The following is a 21,510-nucleotide window of genomic DNA, read 5'->3' as shown; positions in this document are numbered from 1 at the left end:
AACGCCGGTAACAACCCCAAGGAGAAGCACCATGCAAACCGACCACCAACCCACCGCCCGCGAAACCTTCACCAGCCTAGCCGCCAGCGGCTTGGCCCTGGCGCTGATGATCACCGCCGGCTATCTCACCCCCGACCTGCTGGCCCTGCTCGGCAAATAACCCACCGCCCAGGCGCGGCAACGCCTGGGCAACCCCAAGGAGAAGCACCATGCAACTGAACATTGATCGCGGCGCACCAGGTACTGGCAAATCCACCCGCTTGCTGCAGATCCACAAAGTGACCTGTAAGCCCGGCCAAAAGATTCTGCGCGGCGTCCACTGCACCACCACTGGCCTAGAGCTGAAGGTGCGCGAATACGCCAAACAGGGCGTATTCGTTATCTGCATCGACGAATGCACCGAGCTACAGGTCATGCGTCTACAGGATCTAACCGAGCGCCTTCCGGCAGACCTTGTAATCCACGCGGTAGTTGGGTTTTGAGGTCATGACCATGCAAACCTCACGCGAACGCATCCAGGACGACCTCAACCGCTTGGCGGTAGAAGAAGCCGAGCGCCCATACATCCGCGAGGCCGGCATTGATGCCCTGCACCGGCTGATCCCGGTGGCCCAACGCGACAGCGGCCAGAGCCTCACCGTCGGCCGCTTCCTGCTCAGCCTGTACAACGGCAACGCCTACCCCTTCCCGCTGACCAGGCTGCGCGGGCTCGACACATCGCTGTGGAATGACTGCATGACGGTGCTGCGCATGGATCGCAGGCCCGAGCAGGAGGTGCATGAGTACATCGAGGGCGGCCACGCCATCTGGGAACAACTGAAAAAAGACTGGGCATCACGCCAGAACTGACACCGGCCAAGCCGGAAAAAAGATGGCCCCGGTGGGCGGCAACCCACCAGGGCCGAACCAACCCCAAGGAGAAGCACCATGCAAGCACAAACCCCCGAAGTCAGCAGCGAGAAGGCTACCACACCCCGCTACGACACCATTGTCATCCGAGGTGCAAAGGGCCAGAACGTCCCGAAAGAGGTAGATGGCGGCGAGGTAGTCGCCTGGAGCCGTGGCCACGAACTGGCGGCAATGGATGCACTGGAAGAATTCGTCGCTGACATGGCCGACGGCAACTGCAGCCAACCCGAACACCTAACCCATGGCGCTGCCTATGCAATGAACCTCATGCGCCGCCGGCGCGACCTGGGCTGGGATGCAGGCGAGCCAAACCCTGAGCGGGTATCAGTAGATGGATGGACGCACGACAAGCCAGCGGCGCCTGGCGCGTACTGGGTGCGCGGCAACCTTCTGCAGGCTGATGCCCTGGTGCAGGTTAAGGAATTTTCAGGTGCGCTGTGTTGCAACTTGCACGGCATCACCTCCGAGCAAAAGTTTGGTTTCACCATCCACCAGCTCAGCGAGGACTTTGAATGGCTAGGGCCGCTCGCGCCGATGGGTGGCCGCCATGATTGAACGAACCCGCCCACCACTGGCTGGCCAGCGCCTCGACCTGCCCAGCATCTGCGATATCTGCGGCAAAGCCCGCTCTACCCGCAAGCATGCCAAGTGCAGCAGCATCCGCCAGCAACGCAAAAACGCCGAGTGGTCGGCTTTGCAGGCCGAGAAAACAGCTGCCAAACAAGCCAAGGGGCCACGCTATGCACGCGGATAACAGCCAAACCATCACCATCTATGTGCGACAAAGCACCGGCACCTATATCGCCAAGTCCAGCGACCATAAGCCCTCCGCCAGCTGCACCGCCGGCCCAAACCATGCAGCTGAAGCGCTAATCAAAAAGCTCGGGCTGGCACCTGGAATGCTCAAGGAGGAATCCTACGAGGGGCTGGCATACGGCGTGTCACGCTTCACGCATCCAGGAACGCTGGCACCCAACTATTGCAGCGCCTGCGCAATGCCGATAGACGCCTGCGATTGCCTAGAGTCAGCCCCTGTTCACTGGCAAACAGAGCGCGTTATGGTCGACCCTTACGACGGCGGCACATTCTTGGAAACACCGGTGATGTTTTCGGTGCCCCGCGAGCTGCTCGAACTAGCCGTTGCCATTCCCGCCAAAGAGTCGGTGCAACTGAACCATCAGGCCATCGTTGCACGCGGCAAAGCCCAGGCGACAATCCGCAGCCTATTGGCTACCAGCGATGAGGTAGCCAATGCCTGAACGAACGCGAGAAGCACCGGGTGGTGTTTCTCGTCTTTGGCTTCCGGTCTCCAGCGCTAAACTGGAGGCTCTGCCATGAACGGGAATACCATCGGCGTGCTGACCTTTGATGACCTAAAGCGCATCACCGGCTACGCCCGGCGGGCAGACGTGGAGCGAACCCTACACGATCAGGGCATCCGCCTATTCAGGGGTCGCACTGGCCCCTGGACTACGGTGGAGTTGGTCAACCAGGCTGGCGGTTTGAAGGCAGCACACCAGGAGCAGTACGGCGTCGAGATTCTATGAGGCGAACCCGCAAGCACAACCCGCTCATCCCCAAGCATATCGACCAGGCCGCTATCCCAGCGGCCGTTTTCTTTGATCATCGCGGTAAGGGCGCTTGGTACACCCTGCACCGCGACGAGGCCGGCAAACAACGCCGGCAGAACATCGCCACCAGCACGGCCACCCTGGCCGATCTGCACAAGATTATGGAGCTGCGCAACGGCGTCGACCGCGAAAGCCTCAACTACCTGTGCCAGCAGTACCACGACAGTGCCAGGTTCAAGCGGCTCAAGCCGAAAACACAGGCCGACTACACCTGGTCGCGTGATGTATTGGTAAACATTCCCACCAAGATCAAGCTGCCCTTGGGTGAACTGGGCGTGCGCAAGTTCACCCCGGCGCTGATCCAACGGCTTATTGACCGCATAGCGGACGAAGGCACGCCCTCAAAAGCTGCCCACGCGCTGCGCTACCTACGTTTGGTGATGCAGTGGGGCCGCAACCGTGGCTACCTGGACAGCAACCCGGCCCTGGGCATCGAGGCACCCACCGAACGCAAACAGCGGCGACTGCCATCCCATGCTGTGATGCTGGTTCTGATTGAGCGCGCCCGCGAGCTGGGCAAACTCAAGCGCGGCCAACTGGGTGCGGTGCCGCCACACCTCAGCTATGTGATGGAACTGGCCTACCTTTGCCGCTTGCGCGGCATAGAGGTCGTCACGCTCACCGATGCCAACGAGCTGGCAGATGGCGTGCTGACCAACCGGCGCAAGGGCAGCCGCGACAACCTGGTCAGCTGGACACCGCGCCTGCGCGCAACCTGGGAAGCCGCCAAGGCCCGCCGTGCGCAAATATGGGCAGCCCGTGGCACGGCGGTACCGACCAACCCCGAGCAGCGCTACATCATCACCGCCGAGCACGGCGGCGCGCTTGGCAAGTCAGGGCTGGACACCGCCTGGAACCGTTTCATGCGCAACGCCATCGAAGCCGGTGCCATCACCACCGAGCAGCGCTTCGGCCTGCACGACCTCAAGCGGCGCGGCATCACCGATACACCCGGCACCAGGGCAGACAAACAGCAAGCCAGCGGCCACCGCGACGAATCCATGCTCGACATCTACGACCTCAGCGTCCCGACAGTAGCCCCCTCCGCCCTCTAATCCCCCTCAAACCTGCGTAACAAGCGAGCCGGAAACCCCATGGAATCCGGCCGCAAGCGCACCTCTTGCGTAACAAGCCCACACCTAAGCGCCTGAATTAACGCTAGAAAATGGCTTTCTTGTAATCAGTAGGTCCCGAGTTCGACTCTTGGTGCCGGCACCACACGAAACAACGGAAAGGCTCACCGAAAGGTGGGCCTTTTTCGTTTCTGACTTTTCTGCTCCCACTTAACGTAGCCCCTACGTAGACAGACCCATTAAAGAATTGCTGATGGCGAAGTTTTAGGCCTGCTGTGCATCAGTCATGCATAGGGATGAGCATGGAAATTGAAAACGCCATAACCAAAAAGCCCAGCACTAGGCTGGGCTTTTTGTGGCTGGACTAAGGCTAGATTATTTTTACCGTTGGATCAGCCGATCCGGTCACTTGATAGCGCCGACGTAGCGGCATCAAGAGAATCGAAACACCTAAGCGTCGTGATTTATTTGGGACCGAACATACCGCTTGGCGTTACGGAGCAGTGGCCGCTTGATGAATGAAACAACAGATCATTCACCTTGTAGTCGCGCCAGACGCCTGGCTGCATTTGAGATGCTTTCTGATGAGTGTCTTGATTGTCATCACCTGGCTACTTTGCGAGCCATTCGCCCGCGTATCCTGAAAACTAGGGATAGCACGTCCAGATTCACCTCATAGGCATTCAACTCCATGTAGATGTAACTGTATTCCTTGGGCCTGGCGCGACTGACTTCGCCCTGGAATTTTGCACGTTGGCCTGACTAATAAGGGGTGACCAAGTATGGCGGGGCATTGGCATAGCCCCTTTCCGCCAAACCTGTAGCAGCGCAGTGAATCCCGGCGGGATCTTACTAAGCGCAATCAATAACTCTATATGATCGCTTATTGGGACAGTGCAGCCTGTCGACGCACGACAGGTCACGGGCTGGCTATCTAGGCCGGCTTAACGCCCATCAACCCCATAATCACCAGCAACAACAGCACAATCAGCCCGGCATACACTGCACAGAAACGCAGCAGGCTGGTCGGTACGGGGTTATTACCCAGCGCCTGCCAAGCGGCCAGACGGCCATTGAGCAGCAGGCCGAAAAGCACCAGCACGCCAAATAGCACGCTGCTGGCTAATAACCAGGTTTGCCCTAGCGGGAAGCCTGCCAGATTGACCATCCACCAGCCACTGACCGGCAGGCTCAGGGCCAGCAGGCCGAATACAGGCAGACTAATCAAGCGGGTGCGTTTGAGCTTGCGTTGCAGCACAGCGCTATCGCCAGAGCGCGCCGCCTTCCACAGCATAAATACATGGGCCAGCACGCCCAGCAGCAACAGCACGCCCGGTGCACTGTGGAGAATTTTCAGCAGTTGGTAATTTTCCATCGATTCAGCTCCTGCCGTTTAGAGCCTGTTCAAAATCTCGCGAGCTAGAGCTATGCAAGGCGAAAAAAGGCGAGGAAGCGGAGTGTACGAGTTGTACATAAGCATTACTCGTTCCACTCGCCCTTCGGATCGCGCTAAAGCGCGTTAGCCGCAAGCGGCTTCCAAGCCTGTTTTTAACGCAGCAGAGCCGACGCGCAGCAGATTTTGAATAGGTTCTTAGCCTAAAAAGAGTTTGTAAGCCGGGTTATCGCTCTCATCCCAGTAGGGATAGCCGATGGCTTCCAGCGCCGCAGGCACAAGATGACGCTCTGCTTGCGGCACTTGCAGCCCCGCCACCACGCGACCGTCGGCAGCGCCGTGGTTACGGTAGTGGAACATCGAGATGTTCCAACGCCCACCCAATTTCTGTAAGAAATTGAACAGCGCGCCTGGGCGCTCGGGAAACTCGAAGCGATAGACGCACTCGTCCGGCACCGCCGCGGCATGACCGCCGACCATATGGCGGATGTGCAGCTTGGCCAGTTCGTTATCAGTCAGGTCCAGCACCGGAAAGCCCTGCTCGCGCAGCCCCTGCACCAGCGCGGCACGTGGGTCGTTTTCCGGGTGAGTTTGCACACCGACGAAGATGTGCGCTTCCTTGTCTTCGTGATAGCGGTAGTTGAACTCGGTGATCTGCCGCTTACCAATAGCCTCGCAGAACGCCTTGAAGCTGCCAGGTTGCTCGGGGATGGTCACGGCAATAATGGCTTCGCGCTTCTCGCCCAATTCGGCGCGTTCAGCGACATGGCGCAGACGATCGAAGTTGACGTTGGCGCCCGAGTCGATGCCCACCAGCACCTGGCCGTGGCAGCCTTCGCGCTCCACGTATTTCTTGATCCCGGCCACACTGAGCGCGCCTGCCGGCTCGGTGATCGAGCGGGTGTCATCGTAGATGTCCTTGATCGCTGCACAGATCTCGTCGGTGCTGACAGTGATCACCTCATCGACATAATCCTTGCACACATCAAAAGTGTGCTGACCGATTTGCGCTACCGCCACACCGTCGGCGAATAGCCCAACCTGGCTCAGCACCACCCGCTCACCGGCAGCCATGGCCGCCTGTAGGCAGTTGGAGTCATCCGGCTCAACGCCGATGATCTTGATCTCTGGACGCAGGTATTTCACATAGGCCGCGATCCCGGCGATCAGCCCGCCGCCGCCGACCGGGACAAAGATCGCATCGAGCTGACCCGGCTGCTGACGGAGGATTTCCATCGCCACGGTGCCCTGCCCTGCGATGGTGTGCGGATCATCGTAGGGGTGGATATAGATGTAGCCCTTCTCGTCCACCAGCTTGAGCGAGTAAGCCAGCGCCTCAGGGAAGCTGTCGCCGTGCAAAACCACCTTGCCGCCGCGCGAACGCACACCTTGAACCTTGATTTCAGGCGTGGTTTTGGGCATCACGATAGTCGCTTTGACCCCCAGCACCTTGGCCGCCAGCGCTAGCCCCTGGGCATGGTTGCCGGCCGAGGCGGTGACCACACCGCGCGCCTGCTCTTCAGCCGAGAGTTGCGCCAGCTTGTTGTAGGCACCGCGAATCTTGAACGAGTAAACCGGCTGCAGGTCTTCACGCTTGAGCAAAATCTGGTTGCCCAGCCGCTCAGAAAGCTGAGGGGCGACTTGCAACGGCGTTTCCACCGCTATGTCATAGACGCGCGAGGTAAGGATCTTTTTGACGTACTGTTCGAGCATGGCGTGATCGCAGGCGGCTTTTCAGGGAGTCAGCGAGTCTACCCCAGGGCTGCGCCGAACGACCACACACGCTAGGGCTTTTCCCTGCCTCAGGCCCGCTGGCTATCCAGGCAGGCTATAATTCGCGCCCTTCCTCACTCCCACGCCAGGCCCCATGATGAACCAGGATCAACTCAAGCAAGCCGTCGCCCAGGCTGCCGTCGACTTTATTCTCCCCAAACTCGACGCCAAGAGTGTGATCGGAGTCGGCACCGGCTCCACCGCCAACTGCTTTATCGACGCCCTGGCCAAGCACAAGATGGAATTCGACGGCGCCGTGGCCAGCTCCGAAGCCACTGCCGCGCGCCTCAAAGGCCATGGCATACCGGTGTACGAACTGAACACGGTCAGCGACCTGGAGTTCTATGTCGACGGTGCCGACGAGAGCGACGAGCACCTCAACCTGATCAAGGGCGGTGGCGCAGCCCTGACCCGCGAAAAAATCGTTGCCGCCGTGGCGCAAACTTTTATCTGCATCGCTGACGCCAGCAAGCTGGTACCGCTACTCGGTGCGTTCCCGCTGCCGGTGGAAGTAATTCCCATGGCGCGCAGCCATGTCGCTCGCCAACTGGTCAAACTCGGTGGCGACCCGGTGTACCGTGAGGGCGTGGTGACCGATAACGGCAACATCATCATCGACGTATTCAACCTGTCGATCACCAATCCGGCCGAGCTGGAAAGCCAAATCAACGCCATCGTCGGGGTGGTCACTAATGGCCTGTTCGCCGCTCGCCCGGCTGATTTGCTGCTGCTTGGTACTGCCGACGGCGTGAAGACACTCACACGCGCCTGACATGCAGAGCGGCAACATCTGGCGACTGTGCAAAAATGGATTAAGTCGGCAGACAGCCCAGGTGCTTAGCGTCATGCTGCCGGCATTGCCTTAGTTATCAGGATCGTCAGGGAGTTTTATGTCCGCATTTGTCTCGTCAGCCCATGATCGCCAGCTGGAACTCGCCGACCTGCTGCGTGAGCTGGTCGCCCAGGGCCGAATAGATCAAGACAATGCAGAGCAATGCCTGGCGATCCGCCGCAGCGCGGTAAACAATAAGCAGCATCCGCTGGAGTTTCTCGCCGCTCAACAGCTTGATGACCTGAGAGCGCCAGGTAAAAAGCTTGAACTGGAAGGACTGACCAGTTGGCTGGCGGAGCAATGCGGTCAACCGTTCCTGCGCATCGATCCGCTCAAGGTCAATGTCGCCGCTATCACCCCTCTAATGTCTTACGCCTTCGCCCAGCGCCACAAGATTCTTGCCGTGGCGGTGGACAATGACAGCGTCACGATCGCCAGCAGCGACCCTCTGGTTCACAGCTGGGAAGCCAACCTGACCCACGTGCTCAAGCGGCCGATCAAGCGCGTACTGGCTAGCCCGACAGACATTCAGCGCTATACCGTGGAGTTCTACCGCCTGGCGAAGTCGGTTAGCGGTGCCTCGGCTGGCGACATGAAAGTCAGCGGTGCCGGCAACTTCGAACAACTGCTCAACCTCGGCGCCCAGGATCAGGAGCCAGACGCCAACGATGCGCATATCGTCAATATCGTCGACTGGTTGTTCCAGTACGCCTTTACCCAGCGCGCCAGTGACATTCATATCGAACCACGCCGCGAGCAGGGCAGCGTGCGTTTTCGCATCGACGGGGTGCTACACACCGTTTACCAATTCCCGCCCCAGGTGACCATGGCCATCGTCAGCCGCCTGAAGAGTCTCGGCCGGATGAACGTCGCGGAAAAGCGCAAACCCCAAGACGGCCGAGTCAAGACCAAAACCCCAGACGGCGGCGAGGTCGAACTGCGCCTCTCAACCATGCCCACCGCCTTTGGCGAAAAGATGGTGATGCGGATTTTCGACCCGGAAGTGCTGCTGAAAAGCTTCGACCAGCTGGGGTTTTCGGCCGATGACCTAAAACGCTGGAAAAGCATGACCAGCCAGCCCAACGGCATCATTCTGGTTACCGGCCCGACCGGCTCGGGCAAGACCACCACGCTGTACACCACGCTTAAACAACTGGCGACCCAAGAGGTCAACGTCTGCACCATCGAAGACCCGATCGAAATGATCGAAGGGGCCTTCAATCAGATGCAGGTGCAGCACAATATCGACTTGACCTTTGCCAGTGGCGTGCGCGCCCTGATGCGCCAAGACCCGGACATCATCATGGTCGGTGAAATCCGTGACCTGGAAACCGCCGAAATGGCGATCCAGGCTGCACTGACCGGCCACCTGGTGCTCTCCACCCTGCATACCAACGACGCGCCTAGCGCCATCACTCGTTTACTGGAACTGGGCGTGCCGCACTACCTGCTCAAGGCCACACTGCTCGGTGTAATGGCCCAGCGCCTGGTGCGCACCCTCTGCCCGCATTGCAAAACCCCACAAGCGTTGGATGAAGACGGCTGGCAAAGCCTGACCAAACCCTGGAGCGCACCGCTGCCCACCCAGGCCTGCAACGCCGTCGGCTGCCTGGAGTGCCGCGACACGGGCTACCGCGGCCGCGCTGGGGTGTATGAAATCATGCTGATCAATGATGCGATGAAGCCACTGATCACTGCCGACACCGACCTGATTGCGCTGCGTCGGCATGCGTTCAAGGAAGGCATGCGCAGCCTGCGTCTGTCCGGCGCGCAGAAGGTTGGCGCCGGCCTGACTACCATCGAAGAAGTGCTGCGCGTTACCCCGCAGAGCGAACAGAAATAGCCTTAATGGCTCGTCAACGCGTACGCACTTACAGGTAGTGCAGCGCAACCAACGGCGACAAATGTCCCGCGTTGCTACTTACCTACCAATGAAGCAAAACCATCCATGCTGAAGGCCTGCGCTGGGGCCCGGGCATCAACGGTCGCAACGTTGTTGTTCTCGCCTGCAACTCGGCGGGCATTAACCGGCCAACATGACCGTTGATCGGCTCACTCTGCAACCGCATCGACAGTAGCACCAACGCCAACTGTGCTTAGATAATTGATCAGCAGACTCAACCCGCCAGGAGCTACACCATATGGAAATCGGCAGTGTCATCTTTCTTTTTGTCGGCCTCGCCGTCGCCATCGTTTTTATGGGTTTCAAGGTCGTCCCCCAAGGCTTTGAATGGACGGTTGAGCGCTTCGGCCGCTACACCAACACGCTCAAGCCAGGCCTGAACATCATCGTGCCGGTGATGGACAAGATTGGCCGTAAGCTCAACGTGATGGAAAACGTGCTGGATATCCCGCCGCAGGAAGTAATCACTGCCGACAATGCCACGGTAGAAATTGACGCCATCTGTTTTTTCCAGATTATCAATGCAGCCCAGGCCGCCTACGAGGTGAACAACCTCGAACACGCTATTCGTAACCTGGTGATGACCAACATCCGCACCGTGCTCGGTTCCATGGAACTGGACGCCATGCTTGGCCAGCGCGATGCCATCAACGAAAAGCTGCTGCGCACCGTCGATGAAGCCACCGCGCCCTGGGGCATCAAGATCACCCGCATCGAGATCAAGGACATCAGCCCGCCTGCTGACCTGATGGCCGCCATGTCCGGCCAAATGAAAGCCGAGCGGATCAAGCGTGCGCAGATTCTCGAAGCCGAAGGCCTGCGCGCCGCCGCTATCCTCACCGCCGAAGGGCAGAAGCAAGGCGATATCCTCAAGGCCGAAGGCCAGCGCCAGGCCGCCTTCCTCGAAGCCGAAGCACGCGAGCGGGCTGCCCAGGCCGAAGCAGAAGCCACCCGCATGGTTTCCGAAGCCATCGCCCAGGGTAACGTGCAGGCGGTCAACTACTTCGTCGCGCAGAAATACATCGAAGCCCTCGGCCAACTGGCCAGCGCCAACAACAGCAAAGTCATCCTCATGCCGCTGGAAGCCAGCCAAGTGATTGGCGCGGTCGGTGGTATCAGCGAAATCGTCAAAGCCACCTTCGGCGATAAGAAGGGTTAAGCCATGTGGGATTTTTTACAGCACCTGTCGTACTGGAACTGGTTGGCCTTCGGCACCCTGCTGCTGATTCTCGAAGTGTTCGGGGCCGGCGGCTACCTGCTATGGATTGGCCTGGCGGCCGCCAGCGTCGGTCTGCTGACCTTTATCTTTCCAGAGTTGCCTTGGGCCGTGCAGTTCATCCTGTTCGGCGTGCTGTCGGTGCTGACTGCGGTGTTCTGGTGGCAACGTCAGCGCAGCGCAGCGAAACCCTCCGACCAACCTGGGTTGAACCAGCGCGGCAGCGAATTCGTTGGGCGCACCTTCGCGCTGCATGAAGCCATCAGCGGCGGACGCGGCAAGATCAAGGCCGGCGACAGTTTATGGCTGGTGATCGGCGCCGACCTGCCAGCCGGCACACCCGTGCGGGTGACTGGTCAGGATGGCGTACTGCTGCGCGTTGAAGCTGCGCAATAGAATTAGACCCAAGCACCTTAAATGACAAAGCCCCGCGATGCGGGGCTTTGTCATTCAGCGTCCAGGCTTTATGCGTCGCTGTCAGCGCTGGCCTTATAGGCGGCAGCATCAAGTAGCTTGTTCAGCTCGCTGGTATCGCTCGGCTTGAGTTTGAAAAACCAGCTGCCGTACGGGTCACTGTTGACGCTTTCCGGACTGTCGGCCAGGCCGTCGTTGATCGCGATTACTTCACCGGAGATCGGTGCGTAGATGTCGGATGCGGCTTTAACCGACTCCACCACCCCAGCTTCCTGGCCGGCACTCAAGGTCTTGCCAACGTCTGGCAACTCGATAAACACCACATCACCCAACGCCTCTTGGGCGTGATCGGAGATGCCCACGGTAACGCTACCATCGGCTTCCAGGCGCGCCCACTCGTGGCTGGCGGCGTAACGCAGATCGGCGGGGATATTGCTCATGTGTCGTTCCTCATCTGACAGGACGGCAACCGCGCCGTCATGGAAATTTAGCAGGCCGTGGCCATAGTGAAAGAAAGTCTTTAACAACCGGATGAGCACCGCCAAAGCAGGTGCTACGACCATCCTTGGTCAGATAAGAGCCTTGCCGTTACGCACAAAGGTCGGTTTTACCACCCGTACCGGGTACCACTTACCGCGAATTTCCACCTCGGCGCGCTCACTGGTTGCCGCCGGCACGCGAGCCAGGGCGATCGATTTACCCAGGGTCGGCGAGAAACTGCCGCTGGTGATCTCGCCATCGCCCACACCTTCAACCCGCACCACCTGATGGGCGCGCAGCACGCCACGCTCCTCAAGTACCAAACCGACCAACTTGGAAGCAACGCCTTCAGTCTTTTGCTTTTGCAGGGCACTGCGACCGACAAACCCACGACTGGCCGGCTCCCAGGCAATGGTCCAGGCCATATTGGCAGCCAGCGGAGTGACGCTTTCATCCATATCCTGGCCGTACAGGTTCATACCGGCCTCAAGACGCAGGGTATCGCGAGCACCGAGGCCTATCGGTGAGATACCGGCACCCACCAGATCATTGAGGAAGGTCACTACCTCATGGGCTGGCAGCATGATTTCCAAGCCATCTTCGCCGGTATAACCGGTGCGCGCGATAAACCAGTCGCCATCGGGCTGGCCTTCGAACGGCTTGAGGCTGTGGATCAACTCGGCACGGGACTGGTTGACCAGTTCGGCGGTCTTGTTTCGCGCCTGCGGTCCTTGAATGGCCAACATGGCCAGCTCGCTACGCTCCTGCAATTGCACGTCGAAATCGACACTCTGCAGGCGCATCCAGGCCAGGTCCTTGTCGCGGGTCGACGCGTTCACCACCACGCGGTAACCAAAGGCGGTCAGGTAGACGATAAGGTCATCCACCACCCCGCCTTGCTCGTTGAGCATGCCGCTGTAAAGGGCTTTGCCGATACTCTGCAGGCGCTCAATGTCGTTGGCCAGCAGGTGCTGCAGGTAGGCCTTGGCCTGGCTGCCCGTGACATCTACCACGGTCATGTGCGACACATCGAAGACCCCGCAATCGCGGCGCACTTGATGGTGCTCCTCGACTTGCGAGCCATAGTGCAACGGCATGTCCCAACCGCCGAAGTCGACCATCTTGGCACCCAGAGCTAGGTGCAAGTCGTAGAGCGGTGTGCGCTGTCCCATAAGTGTCTCCTTGCGGGCTGGGCAGTGCAGCGGCAACCTGGCTGAGCCCACAAAACCGGGCACTGGCACGGGCTATCACGATAATGGGCCGCTGCGAATGGCGCGCATTGTAGCCGCAACACCGGGGGAGGTCATCTTGGTCTTGGCTGTACTGACGGCGCCTGGCGGGTTACGCCGCTACCCGACTAACCCACCCTACCCTAAGCGACGCGCCGAACGACGAATCAGCAGAATCACCGGCAATAGCCCTACCAGCACCAGGGTCAGCGCCGGTAATGCGGCACGCGCCCACTCGCCTTCGCTGGTCATTTCAAACACCCGCACCGACAAGGTATCCCAACCAAAGGGGCGCATCAGCAGGGTAGCGGGCATTTCCTTGAGCACATCGACAAACACCAGCAAAGCCGCTGACAACGCCCCCGGCACCAACAAGGGCAGGTAGACCCTAAAGAACAACCCGACACCACCGACGCCGAGGCTACGCGAAGCCTCCGGCAAGGACGGGCGGATGCGCGCCAGGCTGTTTTCCAGCGGCCCGTAGGCCACAGCCATAAAGCGAATCATATAAGCCAGCAGCAGCGCCGAGAGACTGCCGAGCAACACCGGTTTACCCGCGCCGCCCAGCCAACTGGATAGCGGAATCACCAGCTCGCGATCGAGATAACTAAACGCCAGCATGATCGCCACGGCCAGCATCGAACCGGGTAAGGCATAGCCGAGATTGGCCAACCCGACGGTCGAACGCATCAGCCGAGTCGGAGCCTGACGCCGAGCAAACGCCAGCAGTAAAGCCACGCTGACGGTGATCAGCGCAGCAATGGCGCCCAGGTAGAGGGTGTGCAAAATAAGCGCACTGTAGCGCTCATCCAGGTCGAAGCGACCGCGCTGCCAGAACCAGACAATCAACTGCAACACCGGAATAACAAAACCGCAGGCGAATACCAGACCACACCAGGCACTGGCCGCCAGAGCTTTACCACCTTTGAGGTGATACAGCGCCTTGCCCCGCGGCCGCTCATTCACCGGGCGCACTGCACCGCGGGCGCGGCGCTCGCCATACAGCACCAGCATCACCGCCAGCAGCAACAAGCTGGCCAGTTGGGTGGCACTGGTCAGGCTGTAAAAGCTGTACCAGGTTTTATAAATAGCGGTGGTGAAGGTGTCGAAATTGAATACCGATACCGCGCCGAAATCCGCCAGGGTTTCCATAATGGCCAGTGCCAACCCCGCGCCAATCGCTGGCCGTGCCATGGGCAAGGCCACTCGCCAGAATGCCCGCCACGGGCTCAGACCGAGCACCCGCGCCGCCTCCATCAACCCCTTGCCTTGAGCCAGAAAGGCATTGCGTGCGAGCAGGTAGACGTAGGGGTAGAACACCAGCACCAGCACGATGATTACCCCGCCTGTGGAGCGCACGCGGGGGAAGCGCACACCGCTGCCAAACCACTCGCGCAGCAGGGTCTGCAGCGGGCCGGCGAAATCTAACAGCCCGACAAACACAAACGCCAACACATAGGCGGGGATCGCAAACGGCAGCATCAACGCCCAATCCAGCCATCGCCGCCCCGGGAACTCACACAGGCTGGTCAGCCAGGCCAGGCTGACACCCAGCAGCGTCACCCCGACGCCAACACCGAGCACCAACATCAAGGTATTGCCGAGCAGACGCGGTAGCTGGGTTTGCCACAGGTGCGCCCAGATCTTCTGGTCGACCTCATGCCAGCTGAACAGCAACACGCTTAATGGCAGCAGCACCAGCAAGGCAACGGCAAAAGCGATCGGGTACCAGCGACGCTGGGCAGGATGGGCCACGCAGAATCCTCTACAGCGGAAAAGACAACGCCCCGCAAAGGCGGGGCGTCGGCAGTATAAAGCCAGTTACGTAGGATGGGTTGAGCGCAGCGATACCCATCCTAGCCACTGAAGGCCTGTGCAGGCCGTAGAACCTGTTTAAGATTTCGCGAGCTAGAGTCCTGCAAGGCGCTACGTTAGTAACAGCCTCCGGCTGGTCAAAACAGGCGAGGAAGCGGAGTGTACTGTTGTACATGAGCATTACTCGTTTCACTCGCCCTTCGGGTCGCGCTGAAGCGCGTTAGCCGCAGCGGCTTACCGAGCCTGTTTTTAACGCCGCAGGGCCGACGCGCAGCAAATCGTTAACGTCTTAGTTCCAGCCAGCGCGATCCATCAGCATGGTCGCTTCAGCCTGACGCTTGCCTGCCACTTCCAGAGGAATGGCATCGGCCTTGAAGCTGCCCCACGCCGCGACTTCCTCGGACGGCGCGACCGCCGGATTGGCCGGGAACTCCTGGTTGACGCCGGCGAAGATGGTTTGCGCTTCTGCGGTGGTCATCCACTCCAGCAGCTTCTGCGCCGCTTCTGCATGCGGCGCATGCTTGGTCACACCGGCGCCGGACAGATTAACGTGCACGCCACGGTCGTTTTGGTTCGGCCAGTACGGCTTCACTTTCAGGTCAGGCTGCTGCTTGTGCAGGCGGCCGTAATAGTAAGTGTTGGTGATGCCCACATCGCATTGACCGGCGTCGATGGCCTGCAGCAGCGCGGTGTCATCGGCAAACACGTCGGTGGCCAGGTTATTGACCCAACCTTTGACGATTTCTTCGGTTTTGGCTGCGCCATGGGTTTCAATCAGGGTGGCGGTCAACGACTGGTTGTAGACCTTCTTGCTGGTACGCAGGCACAGGCGGCCTTCCCAGTTTTTGTCGGCCAGGGCTTCGTAGGTCGACAACTCGCTCGGTTTGACCCGTTCGGTGGAGTAGAAGATGGTCCGGGCGCGCAGCGACAGGCCCGTCCAACTGCCGGTGCTGGAGCGATACTGCGCAGGAATATTGGCATCGATAACAGCGGACTGCAGCGGCTTGAGCACGCCTTCCTGCTCGGCCTGCCAAAGATTGCCGGCATCCACAGTGATCAACATGTCGGCCGGGGTGTTAGCCCCTTCTGCTTGCAGACGCGCCAACAGCGGCGCTTCTTTGTCGGTGATGAACTTCACCGGCACACCCGTCTTGGCGGTGTAAGCATCGAATACCGGTTTGATCAGCTCATCAATACGCGCGGAGTAAACCACCACTTCATCGGCGGCTTGCACGGCACCGGAAAGCGCAGTGAGAGTGAGTGCGGCGAACAAACGCTTGCTTACCTGCATGAAGACAGCCTCTTGGTGTAGACGAGTTAAGATGACAAATAGTAGTGAATGGCATTTAGTTTCTCAACTCGTTATCCATTTAAACCTGTAACAAGCCCCTTCACGCTGCCTCACCGCAACGCCCCCCCACATCGCCGCGCTCAAGCCACAGCCTGAGCGGCTAGCAGCCGGGCCTGCTCACGCAGCACAAACTTCTGCACCTTGCCGGTGCTGGTTTTCGGCAAGCTGCTAAACACCACGCAACCCGGCACTTTAAAGCGCGCCAAGCGTTGCTGACAGAAGCTAATCAGCTCTTCAGCCGTCAGCTCAGCGCCGGGCTTGAGGGTGACGAAGGCACAGGGGGTTTCGCCCCATTTGGCATGGGCCATGGCGACCACCGCCGCTTCAAGAATCAGCGGGTGGCGATACAGCACGTCTTCCACCTCGATAGAGGAGATGTTTTCGCCGCCAGAAATGATGATGTCCTTACTGCGGTCCTTGATCTCCACATAGCCGTCGGCATGCCACACCGCCAGGTCGCCGGAATGGAACCAGCCGCCGGCAAAAGCTTCGGCAGTAGCCGTGGGGTTTTTCAGGTAGCCCTTCATCACCACGTTGCCGCGCATCATGATTTCACCGATGGTTTGGCCATCTTTCGGCACCGGTTGCAGGGTATCCGAGTCAGCCACCATCAGACCGTCGAGCAAAGGCGCACGCACACCCTGCCGCGATTTCAGGCGGGCGCGCTGCTCTGGCGTTTCGCTGTCCCATTCGCTTTTCCACTCGCAGGCCACGCTGGGGCCGTAGGTTTCGGTCAGGCCATAAACGTGGGTAACACGAAACTCCAGCGCTTCCATGGCTTCAATCACCGCCGCCGGAGGTGCAGCGCCGGCGGTTAGTACTTTGACTGGCTGGGTCTTCAACGCTTTCAACTCATCACAGGCGTTGGCCAGCATGTTCAGCACGATGGGCGCGCCACAGAAATGATCGACGCCATGCTCGGCAAGCGCCGGATAAATCGCCTCAGCGCGAACATGGCGCAGGCACACATTAACCCCGACATAGGCGGCGAGCGCCCAGGGGAAGCACCAGCCGTTGCAGTGGAACATCGGCAGCGTCCACAGGTATACCGGGAAGCGGCTCATGTCCCAACACATGGCATTAGACAGCGCATTCAGGTGCGCGCCGCGGTGGTGATACACCACGCCCTTGGGGTTGCCGGTGGTGCCGGAAGTGTAATTGAGTGAGATCGCCTGCCACTCGTCTGCCGGCAACTGCCAGGCATAATTGACGTCGCCTTCGGCCAATAGCGCCTCGTAATCCAGCTGGCCGACCAGCAGGCCGTTCGCATACTCCGGGTCATCAATGCCGATCACTAGAGGTGCGTGCGGTAAGTGTCCGACCACCCGCTGAGCCAGCTCGCCGAACTCCTTATCCACCAGCAGCACCTTGGCCTCGCCGTGCTGCAGGATAAAGGCGATGGCTTCGGCATCCAGACGAGTATTGATGGCATTCAGCACCGCGCCGCACATCGGCACGCCAAAATGCGCCTCGAACATCGCCGGGCCGTTGGGCGCAATCACCGCCACCGTATCGCCCAGGCCGATGCCGCGCTGGGCCAACGCTGAGGCCAAACGAATACTGCGGCTATAGGTCTCGCCCCAGGTCTGGCGCAGGCTGCCATTAATCAGCGCCAAGCGCTGCGGGTAAACGCTGGCGGCACGCTCAAGAAAGCTCAACGGGCTGAGCGCCTGAAAATTCGCCGCATCGCGGGGCATGCCGTATTCGTAGGGATTGACGCTGTGCATGGTTGCTCTCCAGCTGGGCCTTTATGCGCAGAGACCATAGCAGCGGTAGGGCTTTAGTGATGCGCTACCTTGGTCGAAACCGTGACTTGCAAGTCAGCAATCACGTCAGCATAGGCATCCGTACCGCCATGCTGGGCACTTTATCGCGGCGTAACCCCGCCGTAGAGCACTGCGCCAGCACGACAAGCCGTCATAGCCTTATCTGCGCTTGTCTGGCGTCATCTTTTCAAGGAGTTATCGAGTGACCTCACGTTTACCTGTGATCGTTGGTTTTGGTGGCTATAACGCGGCTGGGCGCAGCTCTTTCCACCATGGTTTCCGCCGCACTGTAATCGAGTCCATGGACACCGCAGCGCGTCAGCAGACGCTGGCGGGCCTGGCGGTCATGATGAAACTGGTCAAGGTTGTCGATGGCATTTATCAGGACGATCAAGGCAGCGCGCTGAGCCTGGCTGAGATCGACAGCCGTTTCGCCGCACAGATTCTCGCCTCGACCCTGGTACGCCGCATCGAGAAACAGCACCTAGACCCCGACGCGGCTCACTGGCAAAAAACCATCGACATCAGTGCCACTGCCGGCCAGCCGTTGAGCTTTATCACCCTGCGCAAACACCTGCCGGACCCGTTGCCGTCGGACTGGGCCGTGGACGAATTGAACGCCACCGAAGTACTGGTCACCCTGCATGACAATTGCGAGTTCAAGGTCGATAGCTACCGTGCCCTGCCGGTGAAGTCCGCCGGGCAACTGCCCTCCGGCTTCGAGCCGAGCGAGCTGTACAACGCGCGCTTTCACCCGCGCGGCCTGGCCATGACCATAGTCGGTGTCACCGATGCGCTACGCGCCACCGGCATCGAATGGCAAACCATCATGCAGCACGTTGCCCCCGACGAAGTCGCGGTGTTTTCCAGCTGCATCATGAGCCAGCTCGACGAAAACGGTTTCGGCGGTCTGATGCAGTCACGCCTCAAGGGCGGCCGGGTCACCGCCAAGCAGCTGGCCCTGGGCCTCAACACCATGTCGGCGGACTTTATTAACGCCTACGTGCTCGGCAGTGTCGGCACCACCGGCAGCATCACCGGCGCCTGCGCGTCCTTTCTCTATAACCTGCAAAAAGGCATCGAACAGATCGCCAGCGGCAAGGCGCGCGTGGTCATCGTCGGCAGCAGCGAAGCCCCGATCAATCAGGAATGCATCGAGGGTTACGGCGCCATGGGCGCCCTGGCCACCGAGGACGGCCTGCGCCAAATCGAAGGCAAAGAAGACGTGGACTTCAGCCGCGCCAGCCGCCCGTTTGGCGATAACTGCGGCTTCACCCTGGCCGAAGCCTGCCAGTTCGTGGTGCTGATGGATGATGAACTGGCTCTGCAGCTGGGCGCGGATATTCACGGCGCGGTGCCGGATGTGTTTATCAACGCCGATGGCTTCAAGAAATCCATCTCCGCCCCTGGCCCTGGCAACTACCTGACCGTGGCCAAAGCCGTGGCCAGCGCCGTGCAACTGCTGGGGATCGATGCCGTGCGTGAGCGCAGTTTCGTTCACGCCCACGGTTCCAGCACCCCGGCCAACCGAACCACCGAATCGGAAATTCTCGACCAGATCGCCAGTACCTTCGCCATCGAGCAATGGCCGGTAACCGCAGTTAAAGCCTTTGTCGGTCACTCCCTAGCCACCGCCAGTGGCGATCAGGTGATCTCTGCCTTGGGCAGTTTCAAGTACGGCATCATTCCGGGGATCAAAACCATCGACGCCGTCGCCGACGACGTGCGCCAACAACACCTGAGCTTCGCCACCCGCGACCGTTCGCGCGCGCCGGAGCAACTGGACCTGTGCTTTATCAACTCCAAGGGCTTTGGCGGTAACAACGCCAGCGCCTTATTGTTAGCGCCCCACGTGGCTGAGCGCATGCTGCGCAAGCGCCATGGTGAAGCGGCATTTGCCGCCTACTTGCAGCGCCGCGAAGCCACCCGCGCGGCGGCCCAGGCTTACGACGCGCAAGCACTGCTGGGGCAACTGGGGATCATCTATAACTTCGGCAACGACCTAATCGACGACCAGCAGATCGAAATCAGCCGTGAGCAGATCCACGTGCCAGGCTTTGCCAAACCTCTGGTGTTCAAGAAGGATGAGCGCTACGGCGATATGCTCGGCTGAATGAGCGACGGTGGATGTAAACAACGGCATCAGCGCTAACCCGCACTAAAGCCTTCGCCGCTAAAGCGCCTCCCACGAGGTGATGGTGACGTGCGCGGCGGTCTGTGGGAGGGGCTTTAGCCGCGACTGAGCCTGCCAGGTCACGGCAGACTCACCACTCAATCCAGCACGCGGGCCAATTCGAGCAGCTCATCACGCCAGGCAGCAGCCGCCGGCAAGGCAAGGAAGTAGGGGTTAAGCAGCGACTCGCGCGCCTCATAGGTCAGCGTCTCACCCTTGAGCCTCAGCACCTCGCCCCCCGCACCTTCCAGTACGCCTTGCGCCGCTGCCGTGTCCCACTGCGAAGTGGGTGCCAAACGTGGGTAGCAATCAGCGTTGCCCTCGGCCAGTAGGCAGAACTTCAACGAGCTGCCAACGTTAGCCATCTGCAAGTCGCCGAAACGCTGACTCAAGCCTGCAAGCAACGCTTCTTGTGCCGGACTGGAATGACGGCGGCTGGCTACCAGGGTAAACGCCTCCGGTGGCGACACACGCACACTAATCGGCTCGCTCACACCCGACGCATCGGCGCGCCAGGCGCCCAGGCCGGCGCCGCCGTAATAGCACAGGCCGGTGGCCGGAATACCGACCACGCCAAACACCACGCGGCCGTGCTCGATCAGCGCGACGTTGACGGTGAACTCTTCGCTGCCAGCGATAAATTCCTTGGTGCCATCCAATGGGTCGACCAGCCACCAGCGGCTCCACTGCGCGCGTTCGCTCAGGGCGATATCGGCGGCCTCCTCAGAAAGCACCGGAATGTCAGAGGCAAGGGCCAGCAGGCCATCATTGAGGATATGGTGCGCGGCCATATCGGCGGCCGTCACCGGCGAGGCATCGGCTTTCTGATTGACCATCACATCGGCGCGCCAGTAAGGCAGCGTCGCAGCGCCGGCCAGACGTACCAGCTCAATAACTGCAGGAATCAGCGGATTGCTCATGCTTTAAAAATCCCACGCTGGGTCAGTACATCTCGGGCCAGATACAGCGCCGCTAAAGCACGCCCTTCGGTGAATTGTGGCTGCTGGATCAGGCTCGCCAGTTCGCGCAGGTTGGCCTTATCAACGCGCATCGGCTCTGGCTCATCGCCAGGCAGACGCTCTTCATACAGATCCTGAGCCAGCACCACCTGAATCTTCTGGCTCATATAACCCGGCGACAAACTCAGCTCGGCCAGCAGCTCCAAGCTCCGCGCGCCAAAGCCGGCTTCTTCTTTAAGCTCACGGTTGGCCGCGTCCAGCACGTCTTCACCTGGCTCGATCAGCCCCTTGGGCAATGACAACTGATAGTCATCCGTGCCGCCGCAATATTCCTCGACCAGCAAAGCGTGCTCGTCATCGATCATCGCCACGATCATCACCGCGCCATACCCTGCACCCTTGCCCACCAGCCGTTCGTAGGTACGCTCCACGCCATTGCTGAAACGCAGTTGCAGCTCCTCGACACGGAACAGGCGACTGCTGGCAACAATTTCGCGGGCCAGCACGGTGGGTTTCTGACGCATGGGATAGCTCCTGGGCAGGACGTAGCGGGTTATCATAACGCGGCTTTTCCTATTATCTGCCCAGGAGAT

At 60.0% G+C, this 21,510-nt stretch carries 22 protein-coding genes; 13 read left to right on the top strand and 9 right to left on the bottom strand.

Translation table 11 applies throughout. The features are described from left to right. The first annotated feature begins 31 nt into the window (after nucleotides 1-31). From D8779_RS20915 to D8779_RS09035, 8 genes are all read left to right on the top strand, one after another. Entirely contained in the window at nucleotides 32-160 is a 129-nt protein-coding gene (locus D8779_RS20915; protein ID WP_276605882.1) for a hypothetical protein, read from the top strand. A gap of 49 nt (nucleotides 161-209) precedes the next feature. Next, nucleotides 210-482 carry a hypothetical protein gene (locus D8779_RS09070; protein WP_136664085.1) on the top strand — a complete coding sequence of 91 codons (273 nt, stop codon included), beginning with the start codon at nucleotides 210-212 and terminating at the stop codon, nucleotides 480-482. 10 nt (nucleotides 483-492) lie between these two features. Next, nucleotides 493-849 carry a DUF7673 family protein gene (locus tag D8779_RS09065; RefSeq protein WP_136664084.1) on the top strand — a complete coding sequence of 119 codons (357 nt, stop codon included), beginning with the start codon at nucleotides 493-495 and terminating at the stop codon, nucleotides 847-849. Between the two features lie 78 nt (nucleotides 850-927). Further along, nucleotides 928-1,464, top strand: coding sequence for a hypothetical protein (locus D8779_RS09060; RefSeq protein ID WP_136664083.1), 537 nt, complete (start codon nucleotides 928-930; stop codon nucleotides 1,462-1,464). Next, nucleotides 1,457-1,663: a hypothetical protein gene (locus D8779_RS09055; RefSeq protein WP_136664082.1), complete on the top strand. Its 207-nt coding sequence runs from the start codon at nucleotides 1,457-1,459 to the stop codon at nucleotides 1,661-1,663. Before D8779_RS09060 ends, D8779_RS09055 begins: the two co-directional genes overlap by 8 nt. Further along, the gene (locus tag D8779_RS20545; protein WP_167492545.1) at nucleotides 1,650-2,168 is read left to right on the top strand and encodes a hypothetical protein; all 519 of its coding nucleotides are present in this window, start codon (nucleotides 1,650-1,652) and stop codon (nucleotides 2,166-2,168) included. The genes D8779_RS09055 and D8779_RS20545 overlap by 14 nt, the downstream gene beginning before the upstream one ends. 75 nt (nucleotides 2,169-2,243) lie before the next feature. Then, nucleotides 2,244-2,456: a DUF4224 domain-containing protein gene (locus D8779_RS09040; protein ID WP_136664079.1), complete on the top strand. Its 213-nt coding sequence runs from the start codon at nucleotides 2,244-2,246 to the stop codon at nucleotides 2,454-2,456. Continuing rightward, a complete protein-coding gene (locus D8779_RS09035; RefSeq protein ID WP_136664078.1) occupies nucleotides 2,453-3,595 on the top strand; it encodes a site-specific integrase in 1,143 nt (380 codons plus the stop codon). Before D8779_RS09040 ends, D8779_RS09035 begins: the two co-directional genes overlap by 4 nt. A 952-nt stretch (nucleotides 3,596-4,547) precedes the next feature. Here the strand turns inward: D8779_RS09035 and D8779_RS09030 are convergent. Then, entirely contained in the window at nucleotides 4,548-4,988 is a 441-nt protein-coding gene (locus D8779_RS09030) for a DUF2269 family protein (protein ID WP_136664077.1), read from the bottom strand. Nucleotides 4,989-5,204: 216 nt separating this feature from the next. Further along, nucleotides 5,205-6,719 carry a threonine ammonia-lyase, biosynthetic gene (ilvA, locus tag D8779_RS09025; protein ID WP_136664076.1) on the bottom strand — a complete coding sequence of 505 codons (1,515 nt, stop codon included), beginning with the start codon at nucleotides 6,717-6,719 and terminating at the stop codon, nucleotides 5,205-5,207. A 157-nt stretch (nucleotides 6,720-6,876) separates the two neighbouring features. Here ilvA and rpiA point away from each other — a divergent pair, with 157 nt between their 5' ends. From rpiA to D8779_RS09005, 4 genes are all read left to right on the top strand, one after another. After that, entirely contained in the window at nucleotides 6,877-7,551 is a 675-nt protein-coding gene (gene rpiA / locus D8779_RS09020) for a ribose-5-phosphate isomerase RpiA (protein ID WP_136664075.1), read from the top strand. A 118-nt stretch (nucleotides 7,552-7,669) separates the two neighbouring features. Beyond that, nucleotides 7,670-9,454 (top strand): type IV pilus assembly ATPase TfpB, encoded by a 1,785-nt coding sequence (tfpB, locus tag D8779_RS09015; protein ID WP_136664074.1) that lies wholly within the window; start codon nucleotides 7,670-7,672, stop codon nucleotides 9,452-9,454. Between the two features lie 298 nt (nucleotides 9,455-9,752). After that, nucleotides 9,753-10,673 (top strand): SPFH domain-containing protein, encoded by a 921-nt coding sequence (locus tag D8779_RS09010; RefSeq protein ID WP_136664073.1) that lies wholly within the window; start codon nucleotides 9,753-9,755, stop codon nucleotides 10,671-10,673. Nucleotides 10,674-10,676: 3 nt separating this feature from the next. Then, nucleotides 10,677-11,126: an NfeD family protein gene (locus D8779_RS09005; RefSeq protein ID WP_136664072.1), complete on the top strand. Its 450-nt coding sequence runs from the start codon at nucleotides 10,677-10,679 to the stop codon at nucleotides 11,124-11,126. A gap of 68 nt (nucleotides 11,127-11,194) precedes the next feature. Here D8779_RS09005 and gcvH read toward each other — a convergent pair whose 3' ends face one another. The 5 genes from gcvH to D8779_RS08980 form a co-directional block, all read right to left on the bottom strand. After that, nucleotides 11,195-11,584, bottom strand: a complete 390-nt coding sequence (gene gcvH, locus D8779_RS09000) for a glycine cleavage system protein GcvH (protein WP_136664071.1) — start codon at nucleotides 11,582-11,584, stop codon at nucleotides 11,195-11,197. A gap of 129 nt (nucleotides 11,585-11,713) precedes the next feature. Beyond that, nucleotides 11,714-12,796, bottom strand: a complete 1,083-nt coding sequence (gene gcvT, locus D8779_RS08995) for a glycine cleavage system aminomethyltransferase GcvT (protein ID WP_136664070.1) — start codon at nucleotides 12,794-12,796, stop codon at nucleotides 11,714-11,716. 195 nt (nucleotides 12,797-12,991) lie between these two features. Beyond that, entirely contained in the window at nucleotides 12,992-14,608 is a 1,617-nt protein-coding gene (locus D8779_RS08990; RefSeq protein ID WP_136664069.1) for an ABC transporter permease, read from the bottom strand. Between the two features lie 349 nt (nucleotides 14,609-14,957). Next, complete coding sequence (locus tag D8779_RS08985; RefSeq protein ID WP_136664068.1) at nucleotides 14,958-15,959, bottom strand: extracellular solute-binding protein; 1,002 nt, start codon at nucleotides 15,957-15,959, stop codon at nucleotides 14,958-14,960. A gap of 140 nt (nucleotides 15,960-16,099) precedes the next feature. Then, nucleotides 16,100-17,746: an acyl-CoA synthetase gene (locus D8779_RS08980; RefSeq protein WP_136664067.1), complete on the bottom strand. Its 1,647-nt coding sequence runs from the start codon at nucleotides 17,744-17,746 to the stop codon at nucleotides 16,100-16,102. Between the two features lie 241 nt (nucleotides 17,747-17,987). Here D8779_RS08980 and D8779_RS08975 point away from each other — a divergent pair, with 241 nt between their 5' ends. After that, the gene (locus tag D8779_RS08975) at nucleotides 17,988-19,898 is read left to right on the top strand and encodes a beta-ketoacyl synthase (protein WP_136664066.1); all 1,911 of its coding nucleotides are present in this window, start codon (nucleotides 17,988-17,990) and stop codon (nucleotides 19,896-19,898) included. Between the two features lie 158 nt (nucleotides 19,899-20,056). Here the strand turns inward: D8779_RS08975 and cysQ are convergent, their stop codons facing one another. Further along, nucleotides 20,057-20,878, bottom strand: a complete 822-nt coding sequence (gene cysQ / locus D8779_RS08970; protein ID WP_136664065.1) for a 3'(2'),5'-bisphosphate nucleotidase CysQ — start codon at nucleotides 20,876-20,878, stop codon at nucleotides 20,057-20,059. Beyond that, complete coding sequence (nudE, locus tag D8779_RS08965; RefSeq protein WP_136664064.1) at nucleotides 20,875-21,441, bottom strand: ADP compounds hydrolase NudE; 567 nt, start codon at nucleotides 21,439-21,441, stop codon at nucleotides 20,875-20,877. Before nudE ends, cysQ begins: the two co-directional genes overlap by 4 nt. Between the last annotated feature and the right edge of the window lie 69 nt (nucleotides 21,442-21,510).

Source organism: Pseudomonas leptonychotis, from assembly GCF_004920405.1.
In the GTDB taxonomy this organism is placed as follows: domain Bacteria; phylum Pseudomonadota; class Gammaproteobacteria; order Pseudomonadales; family Pseudomonadaceae; genus Aquipseudomonas; species Aquipseudomonas leptonychotis.
Note: the sequence above shows the minus strand (reverse complement) of the source record. Positions and strands in the feature narration are given on the sequence as shown.

Coding starts and splice junctions, on each gene's coding strand:
- D8779_RS09060 (WP_136664083.1), top strand. CDS start 928: ATGCAAGCACAAACCCCCGAAGTCAGCAGCGAGAAGGCTACCACACCC.
- gcvH (WP_136664071.1), bottom strand. CDS start 11,584: ATGAGCAATATCCCCGCCGATCTGCGTTACGCCGCCAGCCACGAGTGG.
- D8779_RS09065 (WP_136664084.1), top strand. CDS start 493: ATGCAAACCTCACGCGAACGCATCCAGGACGACCTCAACCGCTTGGCG.
- D8779_RS09030 (WP_136664077.1), bottom strand. CDS start 4,988: ATGGAAAATTACCAACTGCTGAAAATTCTCCACAGTGCACCGGGCGTG.
- cysQ (WP_136664065.1), bottom strand. CDS start 20,878: ATGAGCAATCCGCTGATTCCTGCAGTTATTGAGCTGGTACGTCTGGCC.
- D8779_RS09010 (WP_136664073.1), top strand. CDS start 9,753: ATGGAAATCGGCAGTGTCATCTTTCTTTTTGTCGGCCTCGCCGTCGCC.
- D8779_RS09035 (WP_136664078.1), top strand. CDS start 2,453: ATGAGGCGAACCCGCAAGCACAACCCGCTCATCCCCAAGCATATCGAC.
- D8779_RS09005 (WP_136664072.1), top strand. CDS start 10,677: ATGTGGGATTTTTTACAGCACCTGTCGTACTGGAACTGGTTGGCCTTC.
- rpiA (WP_136664075.1), top strand. CDS start 6,877: ATGAACCAGGATCAACTCAAGCAAGCCGTCGCCCAGGCTGCCGTCGAC.
- D8779_RS20915 (WP_276605882.1), top strand. CDS start 32: ATGCAAACCGACCACCAACCCACCGCCCGCGAAACCTTCACCAGCCTA.
- tfpB (WP_136664074.1), top strand. CDS start 7,670: ATGTCCGCATTTGTCTCGTCAGCCCATGATCGCCAGCTGGAACTCGCC.
- D8779_RS09040 (WP_136664079.1), top strand. CDS start 2,244: ATGAACGGGAATACCATCGGCGTGCTGACCTTTGATGACCTAAAGCGC.
- D8779_RS08980 (WP_136664067.1), bottom strand. CDS start 17,746: ATGCACAGCGTCAATCCCTACGAATACGGCATGCCCCGCGATGCGGCG.
- gcvT (WP_136664070.1), bottom strand. CDS start 12,796: ATGGGACAGCGCACACCGCTCTACGACTTGCACCTAGCTCTGGGTGCC.
- D8779_RS09055 (WP_136664082.1), top strand. CDS start 1,457: ATGATTGAACGAACCCGCCCACCACTGGCTGGCCAGCGCCTCGACCTG.
- nudE (WP_136664064.1), bottom strand. CDS start 21,441: ATGCGTCAGAAACCCACCGTGCTGGCCCGCGAAATTGTTGCCAGCAGT.
- ilvA (WP_136664076.1), bottom strand. CDS start 6,719: ATGCTCGAACAGTACGTCAAAAAGATCCTTACCTCGCGCGTCTATGAC.
- D8779_RS20545 (WP_167492545.1), top strand. CDS start 1,650: ATGCACGCGGATAACAGCCAAACCATCACCATCTATGTGCGACAAAGC.
- D8779_RS09070 (WP_136664085.1), top strand. CDS start 210: ATGCAACTGAACATTGATCGCGGCGCACCAGGTACTGGCAAATCCACC.
- D8779_RS08985 (WP_136664068.1), bottom strand. CDS start 15,959: ATGCAGGTAAGCAAGCGTTTGTTCGCCGCACTCACTCTCACTGCGCTT.